The organism is Alcanivorax sp. REN37 (assembly GCF_041102775.1).
GTDB lineage: Bacteria > Pseudomonadota > Gammaproteobacteria > Pseudomonadales > Alcanivoracaceae > Isoalcanivorax > Isoalcanivorax beigongshangi.
This window is the reverse complement of the sequence record NZ_JBGCUO010000001.1, coordinates 1,649,673-1,675,438: the sequence shown is the minus strand read 5'-3', so window position 1 is coordinate 1,675,438 and position 25,766 is coordinate 1,649,673. Positions and strand designations below refer to the sequence as shown.

General features: G+C 61.3%; 20 protein-coding genes. 17 read left to right on the top strand and 3 right to left on the bottom strand.

The window, feature by feature from the left end; translation table 11 throughout:
- Positions 1 to 9 precede the first annotated feature (9 nt).
- The 16 genes from AB5I84_RS07570 (at position 10) to AB5I84_RS07495 (ending at position 20,278) form a co-directional block, all read left to right on the top strand.
- Complete coding sequence (locus tag AB5I84_RS07570; protein ID WP_369455251.1) at positions 10 to 822, top strand: C39 family peptidase; 813 nt, start codon at positions 10 to 12, stop codon at positions 820 to 822.
- A gap of 44 nt (positions 823 to 866) precedes the next feature.
- Entirely contained in the window at positions 867 to 1,940 is a 1,074-nt protein-coding gene (locus AB5I84_RS07565) for a transporter (RefSeq protein WP_369455250.1), read from the top strand.
- A gap of 2 nt (positions 1,941 to 1,942) precedes the next feature.
- A complete protein-coding gene (locus AB5I84_RS07560; protein WP_369455249.1) occupies positions 1,943 to 3,628 on the top strand; it encodes an OmpP1/FadL family transporter in 1,686 nt (561 codons plus the stop codon).
- Positions 3,628 to 4,551, top strand: coding sequence for a YgdI/YgdR family lipoprotein (locus tag AB5I84_RS07555; RefSeq protein ID WP_369455248.1), 924 nt, complete (start codon positions 3,628 to 3,630; stop codon positions 4,549 to 4,551). Before AB5I84_RS07560 ends, AB5I84_RS07555 begins: the two co-directional genes overlap by 1 nt.
- A gap of 47 nt (positions 4,552 to 4,598) precedes the next feature.
- A complete protein-coding gene (locus AB5I84_RS07550) occupies positions 4,599 to 6,569 on the top strand; it encodes a hypothetical protein (protein ID WP_369455247.1) in 1,971 nt (656 codons plus the stop codon).
- 99 nt (positions 6,570 to 6,668) lie between these two features.
- A complete protein-coding gene (locus tag AB5I84_RS07545) occupies positions 6,669 to 7,388 on the top strand; it encodes a GntR family transcriptional regulator (protein WP_369455246.1) in 720 nt (239 codons plus the stop codon).
- An 80-nt stretch (positions 7,389 to 7,468) separates the two neighbouring features.
- Positions 7,469 to 8,359, top strand: coding sequence for a methylisocitrate lyase (gene prpB, locus AB5I84_RS07540; protein ID WP_369455245.1), 891 nt, complete (start codon positions 7,469 to 7,471; stop codon positions 8,357 to 8,359).
- A gap of 76 nt (positions 8,360 to 8,435) precedes the next feature.
- Entirely contained in the window at positions 8,436 to 9,563 is a 1,128-nt protein-coding gene (gene prpC / locus AB5I84_RS07535) for a bifunctional 2-methylcitrate synthase/citrate synthase (RefSeq protein WP_369455244.1), read from the top strand.
- A 75-nt stretch (positions 9,564 to 9,638) separates the two neighbouring features.
- A complete protein-coding gene (acnD, locus tag AB5I84_RS07530; protein WP_369455243.1) occupies positions 9,639 to 12,242 on the top strand; it encodes a Fe/S-dependent 2-methylisocitrate dehydratase AcnD in 2,604 nt (867 codons plus the stop codon).
- Positions 12,243 to 12,361: 119 nt separating this feature from the next.
- Positions 12,362 to 13,546, top strand: coding sequence for a 2-methylaconitate cis-trans isomerase PrpF (prpF, locus tag AB5I84_RS07525; RefSeq protein ID WP_369455242.1), 1,185 nt, complete (start codon positions 12,362 to 12,364; stop codon positions 13,544 to 13,546).
- Between the two features lie 185 nt (positions 13,547 to 13,731).
- A complete protein-coding gene (locus AB5I84_RS07520) occupies positions 13,732 to 14,082 on the top strand; it encodes a GIY-YIG nuclease family protein (RefSeq protein WP_369455241.1) in 351 nt (116 codons plus the stop codon).
- Positions 14,083 to 14,352: 270 nt separating this feature from the next.
- Positions 14,353 to 15,627 carry a hypothetical protein gene (locus AB5I84_RS07515; protein WP_369455240.1) on the top strand — a complete coding sequence of 425 codons (1,275 nt, stop codon included), beginning with the start codon at positions 14,353 to 14,355 and terminating at the stop codon, positions 15,625 to 15,627.
- Positions 15,624 to 16,331: a hypothetical protein gene (locus tag AB5I84_RS07510; protein WP_369455239.1), complete on the top strand. Its 708-nt coding sequence runs from the start codon at positions 15,624 to 15,626 to the stop codon at positions 16,329 to 16,331. The genes AB5I84_RS07515 and AB5I84_RS07510 overlap by 4 nt, the downstream gene beginning before the upstream one ends.
- Positions 16,332 to 16,334: 3 nt before the next feature.
- The gene (locus AB5I84_RS07505; protein ID WP_369455238.1) at positions 16,335 to 17,660 is read left to right on the top strand and encodes a hypothetical protein; all 1,326 of its coding nucleotides are present in this window, start codon (positions 16,335 to 16,337) and stop codon (positions 17,658 to 17,660) included.
- 130 nt (positions 17,661 to 17,790) lie between these two features.
- The gene (locus AB5I84_RS07500) at positions 17,791 to 19,317 is read left to right on the top strand and encodes a hypothetical protein (RefSeq protein ID WP_369455237.1); all 1,527 of its coding nucleotides are present in this window, start codon (positions 17,791 to 17,793) and stop codon (positions 19,315 to 19,317) included.
- Positions 19,283 to 20,278 carry a hypothetical protein gene (locus AB5I84_RS07495; protein WP_369455236.1) on the top strand — a complete coding sequence of 332 codons (996 nt, stop codon included), beginning with the start codon at positions 19,283 to 19,285 and terminating at the stop codon, positions 20,276 to 20,278. The genes AB5I84_RS07500 and AB5I84_RS07495 overlap by 35 nt, the downstream gene beginning before the upstream one ends.
- On the opposite strand, the gene AB5I84_RS07490 is transcribed toward AB5I84_RS07495, so the two are convergent.
- From AB5I84_RS07490 to AB5I84_RS07480, 3 genes are read right to left on the bottom strand one after another with little or no spacing between them, the layout of a single operon-like run.
- Entirely contained in the window at positions 20,275 to 21,282 is a 1,008-nt protein-coding gene (locus AB5I84_RS07490) for an NAD-dependent epimerase/dehydratase family protein (RefSeq protein ID WP_369455235.1), read from the bottom strand. The two genes, AB5I84_RS07495 and AB5I84_RS07490, sit on opposite strands and share 4 nt — an antisense overlap.
- Positions 21,279 to 22,430 carry a dTDP-4-amino-4,6-dideoxygalactose transaminase gene (rffA, locus tag AB5I84_RS07485; protein WP_369455234.1) on the bottom strand — a complete coding sequence of 384 codons (1,152 nt, stop codon included), beginning with the start codon at positions 22,428 to 22,430 and terminating at the stop codon, positions 21,279 to 21,281. The genes AB5I84_RS07490 and rffA overlap by 4 nt, the downstream gene beginning before the upstream one ends.
- Positions 22,427 to 23,149, bottom strand: coding sequence for a glycosyltransferase family protein (locus AB5I84_RS07480; protein WP_369455233.1), 723 nt, complete (start codon positions 23,147 to 23,149; stop codon positions 22,427 to 22,429). Before AB5I84_RS07480 ends, rffA begins: the two co-directional genes overlap by 4 nt.
- 264 nt (positions 23,150 to 23,413) lie before the next feature.
- Here AB5I84_RS07480 and AB5I84_RS07475 point away from each other — a divergent pair, with 264 nt between their 5' ends.
- Positions 23,414 to 25,729: a hypothetical protein gene (locus AB5I84_RS07475; protein ID WP_369455232.1), complete on the top strand. Its 2,316-nt coding sequence runs from the start codon at positions 23,414 to 23,416 to the stop codon at positions 25,727 to 25,729.
- Positions 25,730 to 25,766 lie beyond the last annotated feature (37 nt).

Sequence of the window (25,766 nt, the reverse complement as noted above, 5' to 3'; positions counted from 1 at the left end):
GCGTCTCAGATGTTGACGACCATTCTGGGTGCAGCGCTGGTATTCTTCGCTGCCAACGAGGTGGCCGTGGTGGAGACACATCCCCAGGGCACCGTTCTCTATGATCATCCTGTTCCTTCCGGCGTGGTGCACGAACGCGGTGTCGTGGTCCAGCCGGTATCTGAATTCCGTTATCGCAATGTGGTACGCCAAGCCTACGATTACTCCTGCGGCTCTGCTGCGTTGACCACGGTTCTCAATGGTTATTTGGGCCGGCAGTACAACGAGCGGGAAGTGATGGAAGGCCTGCTGCGCTTCGGTGAGACCGAGAAAATCGTCGAACGCCGTGGCTTCTCACTGCTCGACATGCGCCGCCTCACCTCCGTGCTAGGTTTTAACAGCGGTGGTTTCCGCGCCCAGCTGGAAGACCTGCGCACGCTAGAACATCCGGCGATCGTGCCGATCTCCTACGCCGGCTTCAAACACTTTGTGGTGCTGAAAGAATGGCGCAACGGTCACTTTTATGTGGCCGATCCGGCGCTCGGCAACATGAGTTTCTCGGAAGTCGCCTTTGAGGAAATCTGGGATCAGAACGTGGTGTTCATTGTGTTCCCGCACGAGGGCGAATCGCACCAGGGGCTGGCGCTATCGGATTACGAGCTGCGCACCATTGACGAGCGCACCATTAATCGGATGGCGTTCCAAGACTTTCCAGTATTCACCCGCAGCATGGAACAGTGGGCCGATCGCGCCAGCACTCTGGTGCCGGTACTCACGGAAGACCGCCATGGTGTCGAGCGAGTGATCAATATCCCGACCCGTACCTATTACCGGCGCAAATAATGGGCGTCAGACCCACTTTGCGGCCTTTAAAACGAGACGTGACCATGAGCGCAGGCTTTTCTTTGATCCGGGGAACCACTGCAACACACCGTACTTTGGGACTGATTACCGGGCTGGCACTGGCGGCGCCGGTGTGGGCCCAAACCGCTGACGTGGAACAGGACACTCGCTCCGACGCCGCGCGTGAAGCGCTGCAGCAGCGAGAAGGCGACGTCAGCCAGGAATCCAACTTGGAAGAGGTGTTCACCGCCAGCGAGAAACAGTACTCGCTGTTGCCGCGTGGCCGCATGTCGCTCTACTGGTCATCGGATTACTCTTACTACCGCAATGACACCATCGACATTGCGATCGATGAAAGCTCTGGCAGCATCAACCGCTTCCGCATCGAGAATGATGCCGAGCATGCTTTTACTACCGGCCTGTCAGTGGATTACGGTCTGCGCGACAACCTGACGTTCACCGCCAGTCTGCCGCTGATGTACAAGTACGACACCCAAAAGGACCTGTCCCGCGCGGCCATGGGTGACGTGGTGATGGGGCTGCGCTACCAGCCGTTCTCGGTGCGCCCGGGCGGCATCAACACCACGCTGTATTCCAACTTTTCCAGCGCCACTGGTGACAGCCCTTACGAGATCAACGTCAACAAGGATCTGTCCAGCGGCAAGGGCTACTACTCCATCAGTGGCGGCGTCAGCTTCAGCCGCATCATTGACCCGGTGGTGCTGTTCGGTTCGGTGGGCTACACCATGGCGTTCGACGCCACGGGGCTCAATCAACGGCGCGGCACTGACGTGCTGAAGCGTGTGTCGCCGGGTGATTCGGTGAACTTCTCCATGGGGTTGGCCTACGCGTTGTCCTATGAAGTGTCGGTGAGCGCCAGTTACCAGCAGTCTTACAACATGGTGTCTGAGTTCACTTTCCAGCGCGGCAACAGTCGCTTCAAGGCGCGCTCGCAGGACTCCACCACCAGCGTACTCAATACCTCGCTGGGGCTGCGCACCGCCAGCAACCGCATCGTCAATATCAGTTTCGGCTTCGGTCTCACCGAAGATTCGCCTGACGTGCTGCTGGGTGTGTCGATGCCGATCGACATCTCCGGTCTCAAACCGGGAGCCTGACGGTGGTGGGGCAGGGGAGGACGACCTCAACACCGCTTCGGCGGCGTGGCTGGCGCTGGGCACTGATCGCGCTGCTGGCATGGGCTGGCGGCAGCCAAGCACAACTGGCCACCAATATCGGCGTCGATGTGCGCGCCATGAGCATGGGCAATGCGGTGACCGCGGATCCCCCCGGGATCATGTCTATCCACTTCAACCCGGCCGGCCTAGCGCGGCTCGACGGTCGGCGCATGGACTTGCAGTTCCTGGCGGTGGATCTAAGCCTGTCGAGTCAATTCTCGGCGCCGCCGGACTACAACGTATTTGGTTTTTCCGATGATCCGGTGGTGTGCGCCGATGCGCCTGGCACCGGCGATCGCTGCCAGAACTTCCGCACCGGCAAGAGCGGCATTGAAGGGGTGTCGTTGTACCTGCCGTTCGTGAACGACTTCGTCAACTTGCCGCCGGGGCCACTGGCTGCCGGACCGGTGCCGTCGTTCTCGATCCGCCCGGAAGGGTCCAAGTTCACCTTTGCCACCGCCACCTACCTGCCAATGGTGGCCGGTTTCTACCGCGACAAAAATGACCCGGGTAACTTCATGGGTAGCCGGGTGGCGCTGAACCGGCTCACCTACCTGTCGCCATCGGTGGGCTACCAGGTCACCGATACGCTGTCGATCGGCGCCTCGGTGGGCTTCTCCTACCAAGCGGTGGGGCTGGAAACTGATTTCCGCGCGCCCAACGACCTGCTTGGTTTTGCGCGCATCGTTAGTGAAAGCATTTGTGCGCCGTTTGCCGGCGAGTCCAACTTTGCGCTCGACATCATCCTGTTCGGCATCTGCCGCCCGAATGAGGGGCTGGGGCCGTTCAAGAGTCTGGCGAGCTTGGATGTGACCATGGACGATCGCTTTAGCCCGTCTTACAACCTCGGCATTCTGTGGGAGCCGAATGATCGCTTCGCCTGGGGCGCGGTGTGGCATTCGCCGACCAAAGTGCGCATGCGCGGTCGCTATAATATTGCCTATTCCAACGCCACCCGCGAAACCATCAATGGCATCGGCAGCAGTCCTACCGGCGCCATTGCGTTGGCGGTACTGGGGGTACCCAACTACGTGGGCCTGCAGGACACCGGCATCATCAACATGGACATCACGATGCCGGCGCACTTCCAGACCGGCATCAAAGTGAAGCCCCATGAGCGCCTGCAGTTCAACATGGACGCGGTGTGGACCGATTACAGCACCTGGGATGCGTTCAACTTCGAGTTCGATTCCAGTAACGCGGCGCTGGCACTGGCGCGATTGTTCACGCCCGGGGCCACCTCCGACACGCTGTCCTACCCGTTGAATTTCCGCTCCACCTGGAACTTGGCTTTCGGCGCCGAATTCACCGTTAACGACCGGCTCAAGTTGCGTGCCGGCTTCGAGCCGCGGGCCTCGGCGATCCCCAACAACCGGCGCATGCCAATGGTGCCGATCAACGAAGCGCGCTATTACAGCGTCGGTTTGGGCTACCGCTGGAGTGAAGACACTGAGTTCGACTTCGCCTTTGCGATGCTGGAAAGTCGCGACCACGTGCCCGCCAATTCCAGTTGCTCGGCCAACTGCACCGGCATCAATAACATGGTCTACAACCCCTATGCCGGGCTCGACATCAAAACCAAGGCCACCATCAACATGTTTGGCTTTGCCTACCGGACGCGGTTCTGATGAAGCGCTGGGCGTTGGTGGCAGTGCTGACCGTGGCGGCCGGGTGCAGCAACCCGGACCGCGACGGTGGCTTTTACGCCTACACCGATGCCAGCGGCCGCTTGGTGACTGGCGAAATCCCGGCCAAGAACACGGCGGCCGATGCCACGCCGGCCGACATTGAGGTGGCACCGGTACCGGCCACCCGCCCTGAGCCCGCGGCACCTGTGCCTGAGGCGGTCGACATCGATGTGTTGGCTGCCGAGCTGTGGCAACCCGCAGCGGGCGCCCAATCCACACCGGATGCGGCGGCGTGGAGTACCGCAGAAACCGATGACCCGTCTGACCGTTTCGTTACTTACTACGATGCCAGCGGCCAGTTGCAGCGCGAGCGCATTGATGTGCCGGCGGCACAGGCTGCTCGACGTGAGCGGGCGGCCGCCTATGTGGCGATCGAGGCCCCAGACAGCGAGGAATTCCTCGAAACCGTGACCCCGATCCGCGCCGACTGTTGCCAGCACCTGCGCGAGGGTGCCACGCTACTGCGCCCCGGCAAGGAGCACAGCCTACGTTTCGCCCTTGGCCAAGGTCCGTTCTTGCGCCAAGGCGACCGGTTGTTGCCGGCGCGGGTGGTGGCGTTGGCCCCTGAGGTGAAGGACGTTGAGCTGGTCAGCTTCAAGCGCGGCGGCCAGTACGTCCACCCGCAACTGCTGGTACTGGACGGGGAGGGCACACCGGTGTTGCAGGTCAACAACCTGTTCACGCGTCGCTACCCGGAAAGCTGGGCCCATTACGCGTCAGTACAGGGAACTTTGCCCCGCGAGCCGAGTCACCGTTATCTGATTTTCTACCTTGACTACAGCGCTGCGGCACAGGCGCTGTGGGTGCCGGAGCAGGACGCTGCGTTGAGCGAGCAGGGCGCACTGTTGGTGCGCACCCGTTGACCCCGAATACTGTCCCCGCCTTGGCGCGGACACTGGAGACACACAACATGTATCTAAAGCTGGCCTCCTCAGCAGCCGTCCTGACCCTGGCTGCCGGCCTTGCCGCCTGCAGCGGCGGTGAAGATTTCTCCGACGTCGAACTGCCGGGCTGCCCGGCCGGTGCCATCTGTGAGGAGCAGTTGGTCGGCGACGTGCTGGTGCGCTTTGTTGGCCCGACGCTCTACAACGTGGGTTACCGCTGCGGCACCTCGCTGGGTTACATCCGCAGCGAAGATGAAAACATCGACGATAGCGAAGGTCGGCCGCGCACACTGCCGGCAGGAGCGGCGGTGTGTCCCACCAATGCCACCCAGATCGAGTTCTACCTTGGCCACGGGACCTTTGCTGGCAACACCATTCCGCTTGGCGTGGCAGCACTGCCGCAACTGTCGAAGGCGGTGTGGACCGATGGCAATAATGATGCCTGGACGCTGGTCCAGCTGACCGTCGCTGACATTGTTAACTCTCCAGCGCGTGAGCCACTGAGCAATGCCAAAGTGCGCAACCGTGGCGCCTTGCTGCTGGCGCTGGACAGCGCGCCGGCGGACAGCAACAGCATCACCCTCCACGAAGACCTGCACGATCTGGTCAACGACGAATATAAGACGCTGGTGCAGGGCAAGACGCTGGATCAGGAGGACTACCAGGAGTTCCAGGACGCCTGGCAGCCGCTGCTGGATGCCGCTAACAGCGCTAACCTAAACAGCGACGACCAATTCCCGACGGCTACGGAAGTGGAAGATCGGCTGAGCTACGGCACCGAAATGACCCGTGCCGGTTCGTTCGACATGGCGTTCCAGTTCATCACCAACATCATCAATCCGATCGACGGCGAACAGCGCATGGTGATGCTGGAAGGCAACACCTTGGTGCTGCCCTCCGGCCAGATCAGTGGCCTGTTGCGCCACGCGCGCCAGGAGAAAGATGCCCAGGGCGACAGTTCACTGCTGTACGGTTATCTCGCCATCAACGGCGGTAGCCGCCTCGATGATGCGTTGGTGCTGCAAGACGCTCGTTTGCTGGGTATCGACCGTATGAACGATACCGATACCAGCGACCTGACATTGGCGGGCCGCTTCACCGGCGACTACATGTTTGCCGGCCTGCAGCACAACCGCCGTCGTGATTACGAGCTGACGTTCCCGCGCAGCGTGCACAAGTTCAAGACCGAGGAGTTCGGCCATGCCAGCGGCCAGTTCCTTGGTGCGCCGACCGCCGACCTGCAGGGCGCTAACAAAGACGGCAGTTTGCCGATCATGGCCGTGCGCAGCTCCCAGTTTGGGGACAGCGGTCTGGTGCCAGCGGAAGTGATGCCGCTACCAGCCCATTACCGGGTGTCGCTGCGCCGCGGTTGCTACGACGACCAGCCCGAGCAGGGCCTTGGCTGTGCGCCAATCGAATCGCAGAACAACCAGAACTACCCGCAGGTGGGTGAGGGCGATGCTAAGCAGCCGCTGTTCGAGCAGGATCGTCCCGGCCCGATCACCGAAGCGGCCGGTGCGCCGACCGAGATGTGCCTGCTGATGGATCTCGACAGCAACGGCCGCCACGTGCTGCTGTACGCCAGCGCAGACGGCAGTTGCCCGCAAACTGCGGCTGATGGCACCCCGGTGGGCTATGTGGCGCGGGTGGAAGAGAGTGACACCGGGGCCAAGAGCGCCTTCGTCAGTTTCCTGATGGCGGGTGATGCCACCGTGTCCGAAACCATGCCGTACTACGGCGCCGAGGTGATGGGCCGCTTCGACTACAGCGACAGCTGCGCGCCGCTGTACCGGCTCAGTGAACAGAGCGTCAAAGACCAAGTCGCTGCGGCGTGGAGCAATACTTACGCCCGTGACCTGTTCGTGAAAGAAAACACAGTGGATCTGCAAGATCCGGAAGAAGACGCAGAGAAGCTGAAATGCAACGAAGCCGGTGAGTGCCTGGCAACGGTGCAGGGCAGCGTGGAGTGGCAGCAGTACGGTGCCACTTGCCCCTAATGCCAAAGGGCTGATTGTTGACAATCCTATTGAAAGGGGGCGTGAAAGGGAATAAAGTCCCGTCCCATGTCCTAGGGTTGTCAACAATCGAGGTCCTGCGTGTCAGAGCTACAGACCCCCGCCATTGATCACAGCGTGCCGCCGGAAAGCGACGGCCGCACCTTGGCCGAGCGGGTCTTCCATCAGCTTCAGGATGATATTGTGTGCGGCTTGCTGCTGCCGGGTACCAAGGTGGCAGAAGTCGAACTTGCGGCCCGCTACGGCGTCAGCCGCGGCCCCCTCCGCGAAGCCATTCGCCGCCTTGAATCCCGTAAACTGCTAGAGCGCGTGCCTCACGTTGGCACCCGCGTTGCCTCCCTGTCCCACGCCGACTTGATCGAGATTTACCACGTCCGTGAGGCGCTGGAGGGCATGGCCGCTCGGTTGGCCGCAGCCAGCATGACCGAGGACGAAATCCGCGGATTGGCCGACCTGTTGGCCCAGCATGAGCAGCAGCAGGATCTCAAAGAAGATACCGCCTATTTCCAGCGCGAAGGCGACCTCGATTTTCATTACCGCATCATTCACGGCAGCCACAATGCGACCCTGATCGAGTTGCTGATCGGCGAGCTGTATCACTTGGTGCGGATGTACCGTTATCAGTTTTCCACCACCGCCAACCGGCCCCAGCGGGCACTGGCGGAGCACCGGCGTATTGTCGAAGCGATCGAAGCGCGCGACGGTGAGTTAGCGGAACTGTTGATGCGCCGCCACATCGGCCGGGCGCGGGAAAATATTGAGCGCCATGCGGCGGAAGCCGCCGGCCGCAGCGACAGCTGAATCATTTACCGCCGGCACTGACCCGGTGCCGACGAACGATAACGGGGCCTACCAGGCCCTGACGTGACAGGAGAGAACCCATGAGCCAGACCCTGACCGCCGGCGGACGCTTCCGCAAAGCCCTTGCCGAAGAGCAGCCGCTGCAGATCGTCGGTACCATCAACGCCTATTGCGCCATGATGGCCGAACAGGTCGGCTACCGGGCCATCTACCTGTCCGGCGGCGGCGTGGCCAACGCCTCCTACGGCCTGCCGGACCTCGGCATGACCAGCCTTAACGACGTGCTCGAAGATGTGCGCCGTATCAGCTACGCCTCCGAAGTACCGTTGCTGGTGGACATCGATACCGGCTGGGGCGGGGCGTTCAATATTGCCCGCTCGGTGAAGGAAATGATCCGCGCTGGCGCCGGTGCCGTGCACCTGGAAGACCAAGTGGCGCAGAAACGCTGCGGCCACCGCCCGAACAAAGAAATTGTGTCCCAACAGGAAATGTCCGATCGGATCAAAGCTGCCGCTGACGCGCGCTTCGATCCAGACTTCTTCATCATCGCCCGCACTGACGCCTTCCAAAAGGAAGGTCTTGAAGCGGCGATTGAGCGTGCACGGGCCTGCCTCGACGCAGGTGCAGATGGCATCTTTGCTGAAGCGGTGCACACTCTTGATGATTATCGAGCCTTCTCCAAAGGCATCGATGGCGCGCCACTGCTTGCCAACATCACCGAGTTTGGCGCCACCCCCTTGTTTACCCGTGACGAACTGGCCGCAGCCGGCGCGAACATGATCCTGTATCCGCTGTCCGCCTTCCGTGCCATGAACAAAGCCGCGCTGAACGTGTACCAAGCGATTCGCCAGGACGGCCACCAGCAGAACGTGGTCGATCTGATGCAAACCCGCATGGAACTTTATGACTTCCTGGATTACCACTCCTACGAACAGAAGCTCGACGCACTGTTCACCCAGGGCAAGGCGTAACACGCGTGGCTGCGGGTAATTCCCGTAGACCCTACACGGCGGTCGCGACCGTCCCAGCAGATAAGAGGAACACATCATGGCAGAAGGCAAACAACTGACAGGTGCAGGCCTGCGCGGCCAGGTGGCGGGCAAAACGGCTTTGTCCACCGTGGGCAAGTCCGGTTCCGGGCTCACCTATCGCGGCTACGACGTGCAGGATCTGGCGGAGAACTGTCAGTTCGAGGAAGTGGCGCACCTGATCCTGAAAGGCGCGCTGCCGACCCAGGCAGAGCTGGATGCATACAAGGCCAAGCTCAAGTCCCTGCGCGGGCTGCCGCAGCCGCTGAAGGAAGTCCTGGAGCGCATCCCAGCCTCCGCCCACCCGATGGACGTCATGCGCACCGGCTGCTCGATGCTGGGCAACCTGGAAACCGAGCAGGACTTCTCCGAGCAGGAAGATGCGGCTGACCGTCTGCTGGCGGCGTTCCCGTCGATCATCTGCTACTGGTACCGCTACAGCCACGATGGCGTGCGCATCGACGTCGACACCGATGACGACTCCATCGGTGCCCACTTCCTGCACCTGCTGCGTGGCGAAAAGCCGAACGCGTTGCATGAGCAGGTGATGAACGTGTCGCTGATCCTGTACGCCGAGCACGAGTTCAACGCCTCCACCTTCACCGCCCGGGTGTGTGCCTCCACGCTGTCTGACATCCACAGCTGCGTGACCGGTGCCATCGGCTCGTTGCGCGGCCCGCTGCACGGCGGCGCCAACGAAGCGGCAATGGACATGATCGAGCGCTTCAAAGATGCCGATCACGCCGAGCAGGAAATGATGGGCATGCTGGCGCGCAAGGAAAAGATCATGGGCTTCGGCCACGCGATCTACAGCACCTCTGATCCGCGCAACGCCATCATCAAGCAGTGGTCCGAGAAACTGGCCGCCGATGTCGGCGACACCGTGCTGTACCCGGTATCGGTGCGCTGCGAGGAAGTGATGTGGCGCGAGAAGAAGCTGTTCTGCAACGCGGACTTCTTCCACGCCTCTGCGTACCACTTCATGGGCATCCCGACCAAGCTGTTCACGCCGATCTTCGTCATGAGCCGCCTGACCGGCTGGGCCGCCCACGTGTTCGAACAGCGCGCCGACAACCGCATCATCCGTCCTAGCGCCGAGTACGTTGGTGAAGCACCGCGCACTGTGGCGCCCATCGCCGCGCGCTGATGGCTGCGGCAGGCGGCGCTGCTGACCCCGGCGCCGCCTGCCGTTATCGCGACCTTCTTCTGACAGGTTGATTCCATGAATACCCAATACCGCAAAACCCTGCCCGGCAGCGTGCTCGAGTACTACGACGTACGTGAAGCTGTTGAGGCGATCCAGCCCGGCTCTTTCGATGGGCTGCCGTACACCGCGCGGGTGCATGCCGAGAACATCCTGCGCAAAGCTGATCCAGCCATCATCCGTGAATGTCTGGAACAGCTGATCGAACGCAAGCGCGAACGCGATTTCCCGTGGTTCCCGGCGCGGGTGGTGTGCCATGACATTCTTGGCCAGACCGCGCTGGTGGATCTGGCCGGCCTGCGTGATGCCATCGCCGAAAAGGGCGGTGATCCGGCGGCGGTGAACCCGGTAGTGCCGGTGCAGCTGATCGTCGACCACTCGCTGGCAGTGGAGTGCGGTGGCTATATTCCAGACGCGTTCGAGAAGAACCGCGAAATTGAAGACCGCCGCAACGAAGACCGCTTCCACTTCATTGAGTGGACCAAGGATGCGTTCGACAACGTCGACGTGATCCCAGCTGGTAACGGCATCATGCACCAGATCAACCTGGAGAAGATGTCGCCGGTGATCCATGCCAAAGACGGCGTGGCGTTCCCGGATACCTGTGTCGGTACCGACTCGCACACCCCGCACGTGGATGCGTTGGGTGTGATCGCAGTGGGCGTCGGCGGTCTGGAAGCTGAGAACGTAATGCTCGGCCGCGCCTCCTGGATGCGACTGCCGGAAATCGTCGGCGTCAAGTTGACCGGTCACCGGCATGAAGGCATCACCGCCACCGACGTGGTGCTGAGCCTGACCGAATTCCTGCGCCAAGAGAAAGTGGTCGGTGCCTACCTGGAGTTCTACGGTGAGGGCGCTCGCAGCCTGACTATCGGCGACCGCGCGACGATCTCCAACATGGCCCCCGAATACGGCGCCACCGCGGCGATGTTCTTCATCGACGACCAGACGCTGGACTACCTGCGCCTGACCGGCCGTGAAGAAGACAACGTGGCGTTGGTGGAAAGCTATGCCAAGACCGCTGGCCTGTGGGCCGACAGTCTTGAAAACGTGCGCTATGAGCGGGTGCTGAGCTTTGACCTGTCTAAGGTTGAGCGCACCTTGGCTGGCCCGTCGAACCCGCACCGTCGGCTGCCGGTGGCAGCGCTGAAAGAACGCGGCATTGCCGTAGACCTCGATAAAGCGCAAGCCCAAGAAGCGGAAGGACTGATGCCGGATGGCGCGGTGATTATTGCCGCCATCACCAGCTGCACTAACACCTCCAACCCGCGCAACGTAATTGCCGCGGCGCTACTGGCGCGCAACGCCAACCGCCTCGGTCTGGTGCGCAAGCCGTGGGTAAAAACGTCGCTGGCGCCTGGCTCTAAGGCCGTCACCCTGTACCTGGAAGAAGCCGGTTTGATGGGCGACTTGCAGGCGCTGGGCTTTGACGTGGTGGCCTATGCGTGCACCTCTTGCAACGGCATGTCCGGCGCGCTTGAGCCGCACATCCAGCAGGAAATCATCGAGCGCGATCTGTACGCTACGGCGGTGCTGTCCGGTAACCGCAATTTCGATGGCCGTATTCATCCCTACGCTAAGCAGGCGTTCCTGGCATCGCCGCCGTTGGTGGTGGCCTACGCCATTGCCGGCACCATCCGCTTCGATATTGAGCAGGACGTGCTGGCAGTTGTAGATGGCAAGGAAATCCGCCTCAAAGACATCTGGCCCAGCGATGCGGAAATCGACCAGCTGGTGGCCAAGGCGGTGAAGCCGGAGCAGTTCCGGCAGGTGTACATCCCGATGTTTGAAGGCCGCGAGAAAGCCGCCAAACAAGTGTCGCCGCTGTACGACTGGCGTCCGATGTCCACCTACATCCGCCGTCCGCCGTACTGGGAAGGGGCGCTGGCCGGCGAGCGCACGCTCAAAGGCATGCGCCCACTGGCGGTGCTGGGTGACAACATCACCACCGATCACCTGTCACCGTCTAACGCCATCCTGCTGGACAGCGCGGCCGGCGAATATCTGGCGAAAATGGGCTTGCCGGAGGAGGACTTCAACTCCTACGCCACCCACCGCGGCGATCACCTGACCGCCCAGCGCGCCACCTTCGCCAACCCGAAGCTGTTCAACGAAATGGTGCGCAACGATGACGGCAGCGTGCGCCAGGGCTCACTGGCCCGGGTCGAGCCGGACGGTACTGTGCTGCGCATGTGGGAAGCAATTGAAACCTACATGGATCGTGGCCAAAACCTGATCATCATTGCTGGTGCCGACTACGGTCAGGGTTCATCCCGTGACTGGGCTGCCAAAGGCGTTCGGCTGGCTGGCGTGGAAGTGATCGTGGCCGAGGGCTTTGAGCGCATCCACCGTACCAACCTGATCGGCATGGGTGTACTGCCCTGTGAGTTCAAGCCGGGCACCACTCGCGAAACGCTGGGCATCGACGGCACCGAAACCTTCGACGTAGTCGGCACACGGAATCCGGGTGCAGAACTGACGCTGGTGATCCATCGCCGCAACGGCGAGTCAACCGAAGTGCCGGTGATCTGCCGTCTCGACGCTGCTGAAGAAGTCTCGATCTACGAGGCCGGTGGTGTGCTGCAACGCTTTGCCCAGGACTTCCTCGAATCAGGAGGTTGATGGGTTGGCCGGCGCTACGGCCCACAAGGCCGTAGCGTCCTGCCCGCAGGGCCTAGCCCTGCACCGCTTGAATCCGGCCCGGCGTTTTGCCGGGCCCCTAATTTCTCAGGAGTGCGCACATGGCTTTCGCCCCGCAAATCAAGATTCCCGCCACCTACCTGCGCGGCGGCACCAGCAAGGGCGTGTTTTTCCGCCTGCAGGATCTGCCAGTATCTTGCCAAGTGCCGGGTGAAGCCCGCGACCGTCTGTTCATGCGCGTGATCGGCAGTCCCGATCCTTACGCGGCGCACATCGACGGCATGGGCGGGGCCACGTCCAGCACCAGTAAGTGTGTGATCCTGTCCAAAAGCAGCCAGCCGGGCCATGACGTGGACTATCTGTATGGCCAAGTGTCGATCGACAAGCCGTTTGTCGACTGGAGCGGCAACTGCGGCAACCTGTCCACCGGCGCGGGGGCCTTCGCGCTGCATGCTGGATTGGTGGATCCGGCCCGCGTGCCGGATAACGGCATCTGCGAAGTCCGGATCTGGCAGGCTAATATCCAGAAAACCATCATTGCCCGGGTACCGGTGGCCAATGGTCAGGTGCAGGAAATCGGCGATTTCGAGCTTGATGGCGTGACCTTCCCGGCCGCTGAGATCGTGCTGGAGTTCCTTGATCCATCCGACGACGGTGACGATGGCGCCATGTTCCCCACCGGCAACTTGGTGGACGAGCTGGAGGTGCCGGAGCTTGGCACCCTGCAAGCAACGCTGATCAGCGCCGGCATTCCCACGGTGTTCGTTAATGCGGCGGATATCGGTTACACCGGTACCGAGTTGCGTGACGACATCAACAGCGATGCCGCCGCGCTGGCCAAGCTGGAGCGCATTCGCGTTGCCGGCGCGCTGAAAATGGGACTGATCAAAACCCCGGACGAAGCACTGACTCGGCAGCACACGCCGAAAGTGGCGTTTGTGGCGCCGCCCACTGACTACACCACCTCCAGTGGCAAGACGGTGACGGCAGCAGACATTGATCTGCTGGTACGTGCACTGTCGATGGGCAAGCTTCATCACGCCATGATGGGCACCGCTGCGGTGGCCATCGGCACCGCAGCAGCGATCCCCGGCACCCTGGTGAATCTGGCTGCCGGCGGCGACGCCCGTTCTGCGGTCCGCTTCGGCCATCCGTCCGGCACCCTACGGGTTGGCGCTGAAGCAGTGCAAGAAAACGGCCAATGGCGCGTGACCAAGGCGATCATGAGCCGCAGCGCGCGCATCATTATGGAAGGTGTGGTGCGGGTACCCGATGGTAGTTTCTGATCGGTAGTAAGTCTGAATAAGCCCGGCTGGTCCGGGCTTTTTTTATTGCCGGAGCAGCCGGGCAAGGCATTGATGACCCTGATCTGAGTCTTTGCGCGTATGGGGGTTATCCTACTTTATTCCTGTTGTTGAGTGGTTATGGTGATCGCTTTGGAAGGAACCGAACTATGTTCAAGGAGATCGCCATGATGCGAAAGGGCTATTTCGTGTATGTGCTGGCCAACATCGGCAGCTGCCGCTTTTTCATCAGTGTTACCACCGATTTGGAGCGTTGCCTGCAACGCGCGCGCCGGCGCATCCAGCGGCCGGCGCAGACCTTTTGGGTGTGCCATCGGTTGTTGTTGGTGGAGCTGTATCCCTACGCTTACCAAGCCTATGCACGGGAAAGGGCATTGCAGCGCCTGACGGATGCCCAGTTGCTGGCCTTGATTAGCCTCCATAACCCCGAGTGGCAAGACTTCGCCCGCTGGTATAACGCTACGCCCATTAGCGCAGTGTCCAGTGCGGACGACAGTGCGCGTCGTTACCCTTTGTAACGTTTTGCTGGCGCCGGTTACCTTGGCCCAGCAGGTATATTTCATCCTCGTCGAATAAAAATCCCATCCCATTGTTTTTAAAGGAAGTATTGAATGTAAGTAATCCGTGGCAGCGGCCGGCCAGCCTTGCGGGCTTTTGTTGCAATCTGTAGCCTTCATGCTGTTCAGGACACTTATAAAACGATTCTTGCGGCCAGCCTCGGCGGCAAGGATCTCCGCGCTGCATCGTTCGATGCGGCGCGATAACGACAACAAAAGAGGCTGCACAACGTGTTGAGAGATTATCCGGGGGTACGGCGTCAGGCCGTACTGTTGCTGTGCCTGCTTGGCCTCCATGCCAGCGGCCACGCGTCCATCAGTCTGCAAGCGATGCCGGACGAGGAGCTGGCGGATGTCTCCGGCGCCGGTCTCGCCTTCGGCTTCGATGACTTCAGCCTGCGCATGGCGCCGACCAGCTACGTCGAGCTGCTTGGTTCAGCACCGACGCCGCAAGCGGCCGCGGTGGGCTGGAAGCGCGGTGATGCGCGCTATTACGGCCTGTCGATGACCTCCGGCGGTAGCCAGGGTTCAAGCTGGTTCAATGACCAGTGCGCCGGCTCCGGGGTGGAGTGCCCGCTCGGCAAAGATGCATCCGGTGGCTACGGCGTCACCGCCTTCGCCTCGGTCTATGACCCCTTTGTATTACGTGTGTACCAGTACGCGGGGTACGACTACCAAGGCGTTTGGCATGACGCCACTTCCGCGGACGACCCCACGGTATTCGAGTTCATCGGGCCCAGCCGTACTGACCCTTGGCGTTGGGCGTTTTGGGGTGAGCTGGAAGTCGATCGTGGCGGCGCTAACGCCGATCTGCTGCAAAGCCAGACCATCATCTACGGCAGTCCGGTCACGCTCGGTAAACAATGGGCCGGCGGTGACAATTACATCGATGTAGAGCGCAAACCTGCGATCCTGCGTTTGCTGCGTACCGCAAACAGCGCCGATCCGACACTGGGGCTGACCTACCAGAGCGCACTGTCTGGTGACTTCCGCTTCTCGGTGGCGCAGCAGCCGGACAGCCCTAACGCGCTGCACGAAGTACCCAACTTCCAAATTAACGAAGGCATGTATTTCCGCAACGTGGATGCATTCCTGCCGTTGGGGACGCTCAATTACCAAGCCATCACTTTCAGCGGTATTTCGGAATACGCGGCCGACGCCACACCGCTGTCGCAGCCGCAGCAGAACGGCAACTTCGTTATTGAGCTGACACGAATTCCGAATATCCCAGCCGTCTACAACCACTTCTACTGCGGAGCCGGCCCCGGCGATGGCAACTGCGCGTTGGACGCCAAAGGCGCAGTTGCTAACCCGAACCCAGATACCCATGGCTATGTACGATGGGGCACCTGGGACCCGGCGCAGATGCCGCTCGCCAGCAGCACCGATAACGGTATTTATTTCCAACGAGCCAACGGTGATGTCACCAACCTCGGAGTCAGTCGCATCGAGGGCATGACTATCCATCACTTGAAAATCACCACCTTGGGAGCGGCGCCGCAATGAGTCTTCGCCGTTGGATACTCGTTTGCTTACCGGCGCTGTGGCTGGCGCAGCCAGCGTGGTCGCTACAAGCACTGGATGATGGTGACCTGTCGGAAGTACATGGCCGGGAAGGGGTGCTGTTGTCGTTCAACTACTTCCTCAACACCGACCCGCTTACCGCTGAAAAGCTCGACAACTTTTGTGATGCCTCTTACCAGAACTGCCTATTTACCTGGCAGGTGGCTGGGCGCGGCGAGGGCGAGCGGGTCGGCGGGCTGGCTGGCGAATGGCTGGTCTATAAGGAAGGTTACGCCTCGCTGCAAATGAAACGGATGGCGCTGGACGCCTCGTTTATGGGTGAAGCCAGTTCTGCCGGTGCCGGTTACGAAAGCTGGCTTAACTTGGCCAAGTTCCAGGATCAGAGCGGCACCTGCCTGCTGGAAGGCAGCTGCACGGTGGAAAATATCAAAGTGATGCCGGCGCTGAAAACGTATTACCCGGAGACCGGCGGCAGCTACGACGCCGCCACCAAACACAGCAGTGGTTATGACGATGTGCGACTCGGCATCCGCTTCGAGCGCCTGTCGGTGGAGTACGACAGCCCTGGTGTGCCCGGCTATACCCAAGATCGGTTCGGCTCCTTCATGGGCCTGAGCATTCAGGACAACAACGGGCCGCAAGCGGGTATCGCTTTTGGCGGCAAGTTCTATATGTACGGATTCTGAACCATGAAAAATCTCTCAATCCGAGTTTTTCAGTTGTTCCTGTGTCTGCTGCTAAGCAGTGGCTTGGGGCTGGCTGCTCACGCTGCCCCCCCCGATTACAGCGGCATGACCGCACTTAGCGATGAGCAGCTCGGTGACGTCACCGGCCAAGCGCTGCTGATGATGGACTCGCGCCCGGGGCAGGGCATTTCATCCGGCCTCAACTTCTACAAAGTGGGACTCGATGCAGCGGTGGACCTGAACCTCAACATCGCCAAGCTGCAGCTCGGCTGTGGCGGTGTGAATGGCCCAGGCTGCGATATCGACATCGATAATCTTGGACTTAGCGGTAATTGCACCAGTGGCCGGCCGGGTTGTTCGGCGGTGCTGACGCGGCCATTTTTTGAGTTTGCGATTAACGAAAGCGTGGATACCGGGCTGCGTGAGATTGTCGGCTTCCGCCTCAGCGCTGAGCAGGCGGATGGCATGATGACGTTCGGGATCGAGAACTCTGCTACCCCTAACGGCATTAACACCTTGAGTGGCTATCTGGAACTGGAGTCGGTGTCCGGTACCGGGATGACCGAGCGCCGGAATATGACCTATGCGGATACCAATATGGCGCTGACGGGGCGGGTGATCGTGAGCTACGCCTTTGGTTTGAAAGGCACTTATGACTTCACTTCCACCGACTACACTGTCCAAGTGAACCCGGCACAGGCCCACTTCACCACGGCACCTACAGTGGTATCTGGCAATCGACTTACTGCAGTGGAGCTCAACGCCACGGCGACCGTGGGCAATATCGGTATTGCATGTCCCTCAGGCATGAATAACGCATGTCTGACGGCAGTAGCTGCTGGCACGCCGCTGGGTAATATAACGTTGACTGAAGGGGTAGTCGGGCAGGTAAAGGGGGTTAAAGCTGCCGTGCAGTTCTCCGAAAGCTTGGGCTACATCCACAAAATCGGTGTCAGTAACCCGTTCTCATTGTCTATGCAGAGTCAGACACTTCAGTGGCCTGGAGCTGCCGCCGCTGCAGAGCGTGGTTGGTGGCTGGCATTTGAAGATCCGATCAATATCGGAGATGTGTCCCCATCAGATCCGATCAAAATCACCGACGACGTGCTAAAACAACTGGTCCAGCCGATCAGCGATGTGCTGGCCGCCAACCCGCCAGAATGCGGCCTGCTTAGTTGTCTAACCGGCACCACACTCAATGTGGGCACCATTGACTTGACCAACTATTTCAGCAATCCCGCCAATTATTTGGATATGCCGCTGTCAGATCTGCGTTTGTCGGCGCAAAACTTTGCCCCCAACTGTTGGGGCAATGCCAAGTTCTGCTGACGGCACTAAACGTGTCACAGCAGTGACCAAGAGTAGCGGGGTGGCAGTGGGTCGGTTTCTTCGCAAAGAAAAGTGGGCGGCAATACTCCTTGCCGCCCTTCTTGTTTGTTACCTCACCGTGGCGTGGTGGGTGAGCGGTCCTGAGCGTTGGTGGCTGCTCGACCTTATCGACGGCGCCAATATCTTCTACGGTGACGACGCCTACCGCTTCTTCCTCGCGCGTGCGGCCTGGCGCTCGCTGGACATGCAGTACTACAACTTCGCACTGCCACTGTTCCTGCTACTGGAACATCTGACCATCATTGTGGCCGGCGGTGAGCTGCTGACCTCCCGTCTGGTGCATGCTGGTTTAGCAGTAACCGCGCTGGCGTTGCTGGTCTCGACTGGCTACCGCTTGGGGCTGCGTCGGGGCGCGGTGCGGGCAGCTGTGGCGGTGGTCGGCAGCGTGCCGTTGTTCGTGCTGGTTAGCCTCAGCTTCTACGGTGAAGTGTGGCTGGGCCTAATACTGGTCCTGACGATCTGGAGTCAGGCCCACGGCCATCATAAAGCGGCGGCGCTGTTGCTCGGAGCAATGCCGCTGATCCGGCCGGAAGGTATTTTCTTCGTTATTCCTTACGTGCTGTTCCGGTTGATGAAACGCTCATGGGCACTGACAGCCCTATGTTTGGCGCCCGGTGTGCTCTATTTATTGTTCTTGCTGGCGGTAATGCCGGACATCGGTGACTTCGGCCACTGGCGTCTGGAGCTACGCGAGATTCTCGGCCGCATCGAATACAACGCCGGGTACGCGTGGGAAACGTTCCCTTATTCATTCCTGTTGCTGGCATTGGCGCTACCCGCTTGCGCCCTGAAAGTGCTGGCACCGCTGCGGACAATGGTGGCCGGCGCGCTGTTGTGGGTGATATTCCTGCTCGCACAAGTAGCGCTGCAGCTGGCTTATTATGAGCCGCGTTACTTATTTATCCTGTATCCGCTATTACTGCTGGGGCTGGCGGCGGCATTGGACTGGCTGGCCTCCCGTTGGCGCCTTCGCAGAACCGTTTATGTCGCCGCGCTCACACTACTGGTGTTGTTACTCCAGCTGTCTCATTTTCTCAGCATCACCGCCGTCCATGTGGCAATGAAGGAAAAAGGGCCGGGCTGGTTGGTTGAGCGGCTTTATCGCGGTGACTGGGAGCGGGTGTTTCCTAGCTATCTGCCGGCCTACATGGACAGCAATAGGGCGATGGCCGACACCATTCACCAGATGCTTGCTGCAGACTCCGGCATTGACCAGTTAGTGGTGTACGATCCGGCGCTTTATTACTTCCTTGATCCGGCGCAGATCCCTGCGCACGTGACGGTGGGCTACCCCGGCGTCACCTATCTGGTATTCCATTACATGCTCAATGGCCAGGTGTTCATTCAGCACAACGGCGAACGTATGTTCAGTTATCTGCGTTTCGGCAAGCCGGACTTCAATCCGTCAGAGCGGCGGGCGCTGTTTGTCGATCACATGCCGATGCCCTCTTATCCGTATCGCTGGGTGCAGCAGGATCTGCAAATGTATCTGTTCTCCTATCGCAAGAGCTTCGAGTCTGAAGTGCGCCCGGAGGACATTCCTTTTGTCGCTGGAGACGCACTTGAAGCACTGCAACGGGGTCGCTTGCCGGATTGACGCCAGTGGCCTGATCGCACCGATAGTGGCGCCCTTGCCAGCGGCCGAGCTGCGTGAGGTGGCGGCGTTTTCTCTGCTTCGACACACCAAGGGGTTCGATCGAAACCCAGAGAGCTGTGCCCTGGTGATCGCCGAGCAACTGCAACAGTGGCTGCACAGCAGCGCCGCAGTATGGGGTTTGCGCGACCACCTCGGCCATCTACAGGCGCTGTGCGCGCTGGTGCCGCTGGCGTGGGACAGCGCTCATTTCGGCCAGCCCATGGCGCGCCTGCAATTGTTGCGCAGCACAGGGGTAGCCGAAACCGATTGCGCACGTTTAGTCGATTGCGCGCTGGCCACTGAGAGCGGTCATCTTTCTGCGGAGGTGGACGTAGCCGATTACCTCAGTTTCAACCTGCTGGCCCGCCGCGGTTTCGAACTGCTCGATACCCGTCGCACTTACTGCGCCTATGCCCCGCGTAAACCACAGCTCGGTCGTCGCCGGCAGGGCATTCGGCCCTACCGCACAGCCGACCGTGCAGCGGTGTTGGAAATTGTTGCTGACACCCGCTTTCCGAGCCGCTTTTATCGTGATGACGGCTTGGCGCCCGCAAGGGTCGCGGCCATGTACCACCAGTGGTTTGCTAGGCTGCTGGATGACCACGGCCGCAGCAGTGATGCGGTGGTCTACGAGCGTGAGGGGCAGGTGCTTGCCTGCGGCGCGATTGGCGAGCGGGATTTTAGCGCCGCCGGAGTGCCGCTGCGGGCACGGACCGGCAGTTTGTATGCCGGCTTGCCGAGCGCAACCGGCGCCTATCTGCCGGTGCTGGAAATGCTCATTAGTCGGGCGCTCGAGACCTACGATTTTGCCGAAACCACGGTGGCGCTACAGAACACTGCCGCTTGCCGGGCATTGGAATCCTTCACTGCGGTGTATGCCACCGCCACCAGCTATTCCCTGCGGCGCCGGCCGCTCGGCTAAGCCTCCGGCGCCACCGCCATCCCAGTGGTGGTGACCACGCCTTGCGCGCGATACCAGTCCAATGTGTGGTAACGCAACACATCGCTCGATGCGTGGTGCTGCAGGAAGGTGGCGATCTCGGTCCAAGCTTGCTGCCAGCAGTGTTGCGGCTGCCAGTTCATCAACTCCGCCATGAGATTGAATCGCACCCGATAGGAGCGCATATCCTGTGGCCCGGAGTGGCGGGTGGACACCGGGTGTTTAGCACTGGCACGGATCTGTTCGGCCAACGCATTGATGGTGGCGTTTTGGTCTTCGCGGCCGATGTTGATGGTGGCCCCGGCGCACCCCGGTGGCGCTGCTGTCACGACATGGGCAAAAGCGGCCGCCGCATCCGCCACGTGCAGTAACGGCCGCACCTGGGTGCCGCCGCCATGGATCATGATCTCGCCGTGCCGCCAGGCGTTGTAGCACATGCTGTTGACCACCAAATCCAAACGCATGCGCGGCGACACCCCGTACAAGGTGCCAAGCCGCAACGCAGTGACGGCAAAATCGGCATCCGACAGCGGCAGGATGTCCTGTTCCGCGGCCACATTGGCGCGGGCATAGGTGGTGAGCGGCTGCACCGGCGAGCTTTCATCTAGCCACTCATCATGAAATCCGTACACGCTGCAGCTGGAGGCCAAGACGTAGCGGCGCACGCCAGCGGCCTTTGCGTGGGCAGCATTGCGCGCGCGGGCCAGATGGTTGATTTCCCAGGTGGCAGCGCCGAATGTTTCTCCACAGGGATCGTTCGAGAGGGCGGCCAGATCGATCATGGCATCGACCCCTTCAAACACCGTCGGCGGCACCTTGCGGGTGTCGATCTCCAGACAGGTAAGCGCGGCATGCTCCGGCAACAGTTCGCGACCGAACCAGAAGGTATCCAGCGCCACCACTTGGTGGCCGTCGGCCAGCAGGCGCGGCACCAGCGTAGTGCCGATATAGCCGCCGGCGCCGGTCACCAGAATGCGTAAGCTCATGGCCGCGCTCCGCCAAATAAGTCACCCAGAACCCGGGCCACCGTTTCTGGTACTGCAGCTGGCACCCCATGCCACATTGGCAGCCGCAACAGGCGGCCGGGCAGGGTGCTGGCGTGGGGGAGGGCGCCATGGGCGCGGCCCAGCTGCTGGCCGGCCGGTGAGAGGTGCAGCGGTTGGTAATGAAGAGCCGTTTGGAGCCCCGCCGCAGCCAAAGCCGCCTGCGCCCGGTCGCGTTGCCCGCCGTCAGCAAATAGCAACCCAAAAATATGGCCGTTGTGGGTGCAATCGACGGGTACGTGCAGTGTCTGCAATAGACCGGCCTGTACCAGTGGCGCCAGCGCTTGCTGATAGGCTTGCCAGAGCAGACGCCGCTGCTGGGTGACCGTCGCCAACTGTTCCAACTGTGCCAGCAGATGCGCGGCCTGCAGCTCAGAGGGCGGCGCCGACAGACCCAGATCAACCCAGTCGTACTGGCGGATGCGCCCGGCGCGAAACTGCGCGCGGGTGGTGCCCTTGTCGTGAAGGATCTCGGCACGCTCCACCAAATCTGGATCGTTGATAAGCAGTGCGCCGCCTTCACCACAACCGAGATTCTTGGTGGCATGGAACGACAGCGTGCCCAATCGACCCATACTGCCCAACGGTTGCCCTTTATAGCTGGCCCCAATCGCCTGGGCGGCATCTTCAATCAGCCACAGCCGATGCTGGTCAGCGAGCTGCTGCAGCGCGGTCATGTCACAGCTGGTGCCGGCGTAATGGACCGGCACCAGCGCGCGGGTACGGGGGGTGATCGCTGCGGCGGCTGCCGCCGGATCGATATTCAATGTGGCCGGCTCCACGTCAACGAATACCGGCGTGGCACCGCGCAAGGCAAAGGCGGTGGCGGTAGAGGTAAAGGTGAATGACGGCAGGATCACCTCATCGCCGGGGCCGACGCCGCTGAGCACCGCCGCCAACTCTAACGCATTGGTGCAGGAGTGGGTCAGCAAGGCGCGCTGCGCGCCAGTATGCGCTACCAACAGCGCTTCGCAGCGAGCGGTGAACGCACCGCCGGCGCACAGGGTCGCGGCGTCCAATGCGTGCTGGAGATAGCGCGCTTCATTGCCGCTCATGAACGGTCGGTGGAACGGGATCAGGTCTGTGGTCATGGCTGCCTGCGGGTACGAAGAGCACGGCGGATGATGCGACTGTCGTGCAGCAAGCGCCACATCACCCGCACCAGCTGAAAAAACGAGTACTGCGATGGCACTGTCGCGGGGCTACCGCGCACTAAGCGATGACAGACCACGGCGTCGCCGAGCAAACCATATAGATAAAGGCGTGGGTTGGCGCAACCGGTCGGCAGTGTTGCCAAGTGTGCCAGGGTCGAGCGGTGCAGCGCGGTCACCGGGCTACCCAGATCCGTGATGTGGACATCGATGATCGCGCTCACCAGCCAGTTGGTCACGCGGGAGCCGCACCGGCGCAACGCGCTGCTGTCGGTGCGCTCAGGGCGCACACCGTGGACCATCTGCACCGGGCCAGCGAGTTTGGCCAGCAGCGCCGGCAGCTCCCCGACGCATGGATGCAGGTCCGGGTCGATGGTCAGCAGCGTCGGTGCACGGCTGGCGTGAATGCCCAGCTCCAGTGCAGCGGCCTGACCTTGTCGCTGCCAAGGACTGAGCAGCACCAGCGATAGCTCTGAGCCCGCACTCGGGGGCGGCGCGGACGAGCGCCACTGGCCCAAGTCATCAACGATGACCAACTCGACCTGCCAGCGTTGACTGCGGGCCAGCTGCCGCAGTGACGCGATCAGCAACGGCAGCTGCCCGGCAACCGGATCGGTAGTGGTGATCACAGAGAGTGATGGTGCAATAGACGGCAACATGGACATCCCCCGGAGTGCCCGGCCATGGCCCCGGGAACGCAGCGCACTATAAGACATTTGCCGGGGGCGAAGTTAGGCCCGCGCGCCATCGATAAGCGGACACAAACGCCCACTTATCGGCACATACGTGCTGCTTTGAGCCAGCAATTGCATGCAGATTGGCGGCATGTCACCATCGGCTGTCGGCGACTTCCATGGACTCTGGGGTACGCCAATAAGCTGGCCGATTCGGGCACGGCACTACAACAATAATGAGGTCCTGCAGTGAGCGTTTCTTTTTGGTTCCGGGGATGGCAGCACAGCGGCCGCGACTCCACGCCGTTGTCTTGCCTCTTGCTGATCAGTGCTGCGGGTGTGGTGCACACCGCCCACGCACTCGAGCCGTTGGATGACTCTGCTCTGTCCGCCATTGAAGCGCGCGACGGTCTCGTCATCGACATTGCGTCCTCACCAGATAATGGCCTCAGCTATGATTCACTGCGCTGGGTCGCTGACGAAGGCGAGGTCAACGAAGCTACCCTGCAACTGGCTACTTCTGCCGGTGCCGGCGGGGAGCGCCGGCCCGGTTTCTACAACGTCGATGAACAAGGCCAAGTGCAAGCCGGCGCGGTGCACTTCACCAACACCCTAGATGTGGGCGCTGATGCCCAAACCGGCACGCCTTATCTGTCCTATCAACTCGATATTGCTGGCCAGCCGGATGCCGATGGCGGCTCGCGCGCGCGTCTGATGCTCGGCGAACTCAGCCACGGTGGCAGCCAGGCCTACGGTAGTTGGGCGCTGGATGGCCAAGGCACCTTGCAGATTGCTGGCGAGGGCGGGCTGTTCAATAGCCAAGGCATGAACACGCGCCTGTTCGGCGAACTGCGCAATGGCCGCATGTATTACCGCCAAGTGGAAGGTGGCCGGCCAGATACCGCATACCTGATCCTCGACAACATGCAGGCGCGCTGGGATATGCCGCGAGGCACCCTTGGTATCACCCCTGAAGGGCTGCGCATGGCCACTGACGGCGTCATTGATGTGGTGCTGGACGTGGACCTGTTCCACAAGACCGGTGGCCCCGACTTCACCGCCGGCGGTTTGGGCATGATGCACTTCGGCTGGCTCGGCGGACTGTCGGATCCGGAAATTCTCTGGCGCGCCAAAGGCGCCGCCGGCGCTGCCACGCCGGGACTGATTAACCTCAGCACCCGCTGGAACTATGTGCCGGCCGGCAGCACGGCGGGCAATGAGTTCCGTTGGCTGCTCGGTGAGACCAGCTACTCCCAAACTCCGGCTGACGGCCACCGCCGTGTGCGCTTTGAAATCTCCGACTGGGCCACTTGGGGTGGTCATGACTACGGCCATGATTTCCCGGTGATTGCGTTAGACATGATCAACGGCGATCGCACCGCCGCTGATGCCTACGCGCTGCGCTGGGGCGGCCAGGATGTGAACCTGGAGCCAGGCCGGCTCGGCGCCAGCACTGGCGAAGAGGGATTGGCGTTGCTGATTCGGGACGGCAACCTGCAGGCCTATTCGCGTCGCATCAACCTGATAGAAGAAGCGTGGAATGCTCAGAGCGGCCGCTATGAGTTGGTGACCTTGCAAGCAGCACACCCGGCGTATTCCGACCGTACTGCCGACGGCGTCACTCGCAGTCTTGATTGGGGGCTGATCTACACCTTCGCCAACGTCAACGCCAACCTGATGCTGTATCCGGGCGGTAACCCGGACAATCCCAACAAGGGCCTGCGCGGCGATGTGTTGGTGATGTCGGAGAGCTTTGATCCGGACGCGCCGGGCCAGCAAGGCTTCAACTGGGACCACGGCAGTCACCTGATGATTGCTGATACCAATATGGACGGCAGCATCAACGGCGCCGGCAAGACCCGCAACGCGCTTGGTATGGGTTTGATGAGCACCAGTTTCTTGGTGATGGCGGATGACCTGAACCTGTATGTGAAACCGGTGGATGGCAGCGATTACCGCAGTGGCGGGATCGATTTGTTCTCGCCGCGGGTGCGAGTGGCAGTACACACCACCTTCGGTGGCGGCATTTTGCCAGATGCCAACGGTTCCTATGGCAACGGCCCCCGTTTCGTGCGCGGCGCGGTGATTCAGGCCAACTTGGAAGGGGCCGCCCACGCCCGGTTTTCACCGCTTAACGATCAGCGCAATGCGCTCGGCTACCACTGGGGTGCGCGTCTGATGGCGGTGCAGAATAGTGGCAACACCGGTTACGGCGGTGGGCCAATGGGCTCATTTATTTCATTTGCCGAACCAAGCCGGCCGGATGTGGCGATCACCCTGGGTCAGGTGACCGGCGACCTGGCGTTTGCCAACGGCGAGATCGATATCGTTGGACATGATCAGGATGCCGGCGGTCGGCCGAAACTGGTGTTCTCCCACGACCTGCTGATCGGCAATACCGCTAAGCCGGAACTTGATGCGGTGCCGGGCATGCCATCACGGCCGAACGGGCAGGGCAGTGAGCTGGCCATCAACCGCATCACGCTGGGCGGTGGTGACTTGGGTCGCATCGTGATGCCCGGTGGTCGAGCCCACGCCAGTATCGCCATCGAGCCGATGCGCTGAGAACATTGGTGCGGAAGCGACACACTGTGCCGGCTTA

What these genes read in the sequence shown, in the direction of transcription:
- AB5I84_RS07570 (WP_369455251.1), top strand. Translation starts at nt 10, where the DNA reads ATGTTGACGACCATTCTGGGTGCAGCGCTGGTATTCTTCGCTGCCAAC.
- prpB (WP_369455245.1), top strand. Translation starts at nt 7,469, where the DNA reads ATGAGCCAGACCCTGACCGCCGGCGGACGCTTCCGCAAAGCCCTTGCC.
- AB5I84_RS07490 (WP_369455235.1), bottom strand. Translation starts at nt 21,282, where the DNA reads ATGAGCTTACGCATTCTGGTGACCGGCGCCGGCGGCTATATCGGCACT.
- AB5I84_RS07480 (WP_369455233.1), bottom strand. Translation starts at nt 23,149, where the DNA reads ATGTTGCCGTCTATTGCACCATCACTCTCTGTGATCACCACTACCGAT.
- AB5I84_RS07555 (WP_369455248.1), top strand. Translation starts at nt 3,628, where the DNA reads ATGAAGCGCTGGGCGTTGGTGGCAGTGCTGACCGTGGCGGCCGGGTGC.
- prpC (WP_369455244.1), top strand. Translation starts at nt 8,436, where the DNA reads ATGGCAGAAGGCAAACAACTGACAGGTGCAGGCCTGCGCGGCCAGGTG.
- AB5I84_RS07510 (WP_369455239.1), top strand. Translation starts at nt 15,624, where the DNA reads ATGAGTCTTCGCCGTTGGATACTCGTTTGCTTACCGGCGCTGTGGCTG.
- AB5I84_RS07520 (WP_369455241.1), top strand. Translation starts at nt 13,732, where the DNA reads ATGATGCGAAAGGGCTATTTCGTGTATGTGCTGGCCAACATCGGCAGC.
- prpF (WP_369455242.1), top strand. Translation starts at nt 12,362, where the DNA reads ATGGCTTTCGCCCCGCAAATCAAGATTCCCGCCACCTACCTGCGCGGC.
- AB5I84_RS07565 (WP_369455250.1), top strand. Translation starts at nt 867, where the DNA reads ATGAGCGCAGGCTTTTCTTTGATCCGGGGAACCACTGCAACACACCGT.
- AB5I84_RS07505 (WP_369455238.1), top strand. Translation starts at nt 16,335, where the DNA reads ATGAAAAATCTCTCAATCCGAGTTTTTCAGTTGTTCCTGTGTCTGCTG.
- rffA (WP_369455234.1), bottom strand. Translation starts at nt 22,430, where the DNA reads ATGACCACAGACCTGATCCCGTTCCACCGACCGTTCATGAGCGGCAAT.
- AB5I84_RS07550 (WP_369455247.1), top strand. Translation starts at nt 4,599, where the DNA reads ATGTATCTAAAGCTGGCCTCCTCAGCAGCCGTCCTGACCCTGGCTGCC.
- acnD (WP_369455243.1), top strand. Translation starts at nt 9,639, where the DNA reads ATGAATACCCAATACCGCAAAACCCTGCCCGGCAGCGTGCTCGAGTAC.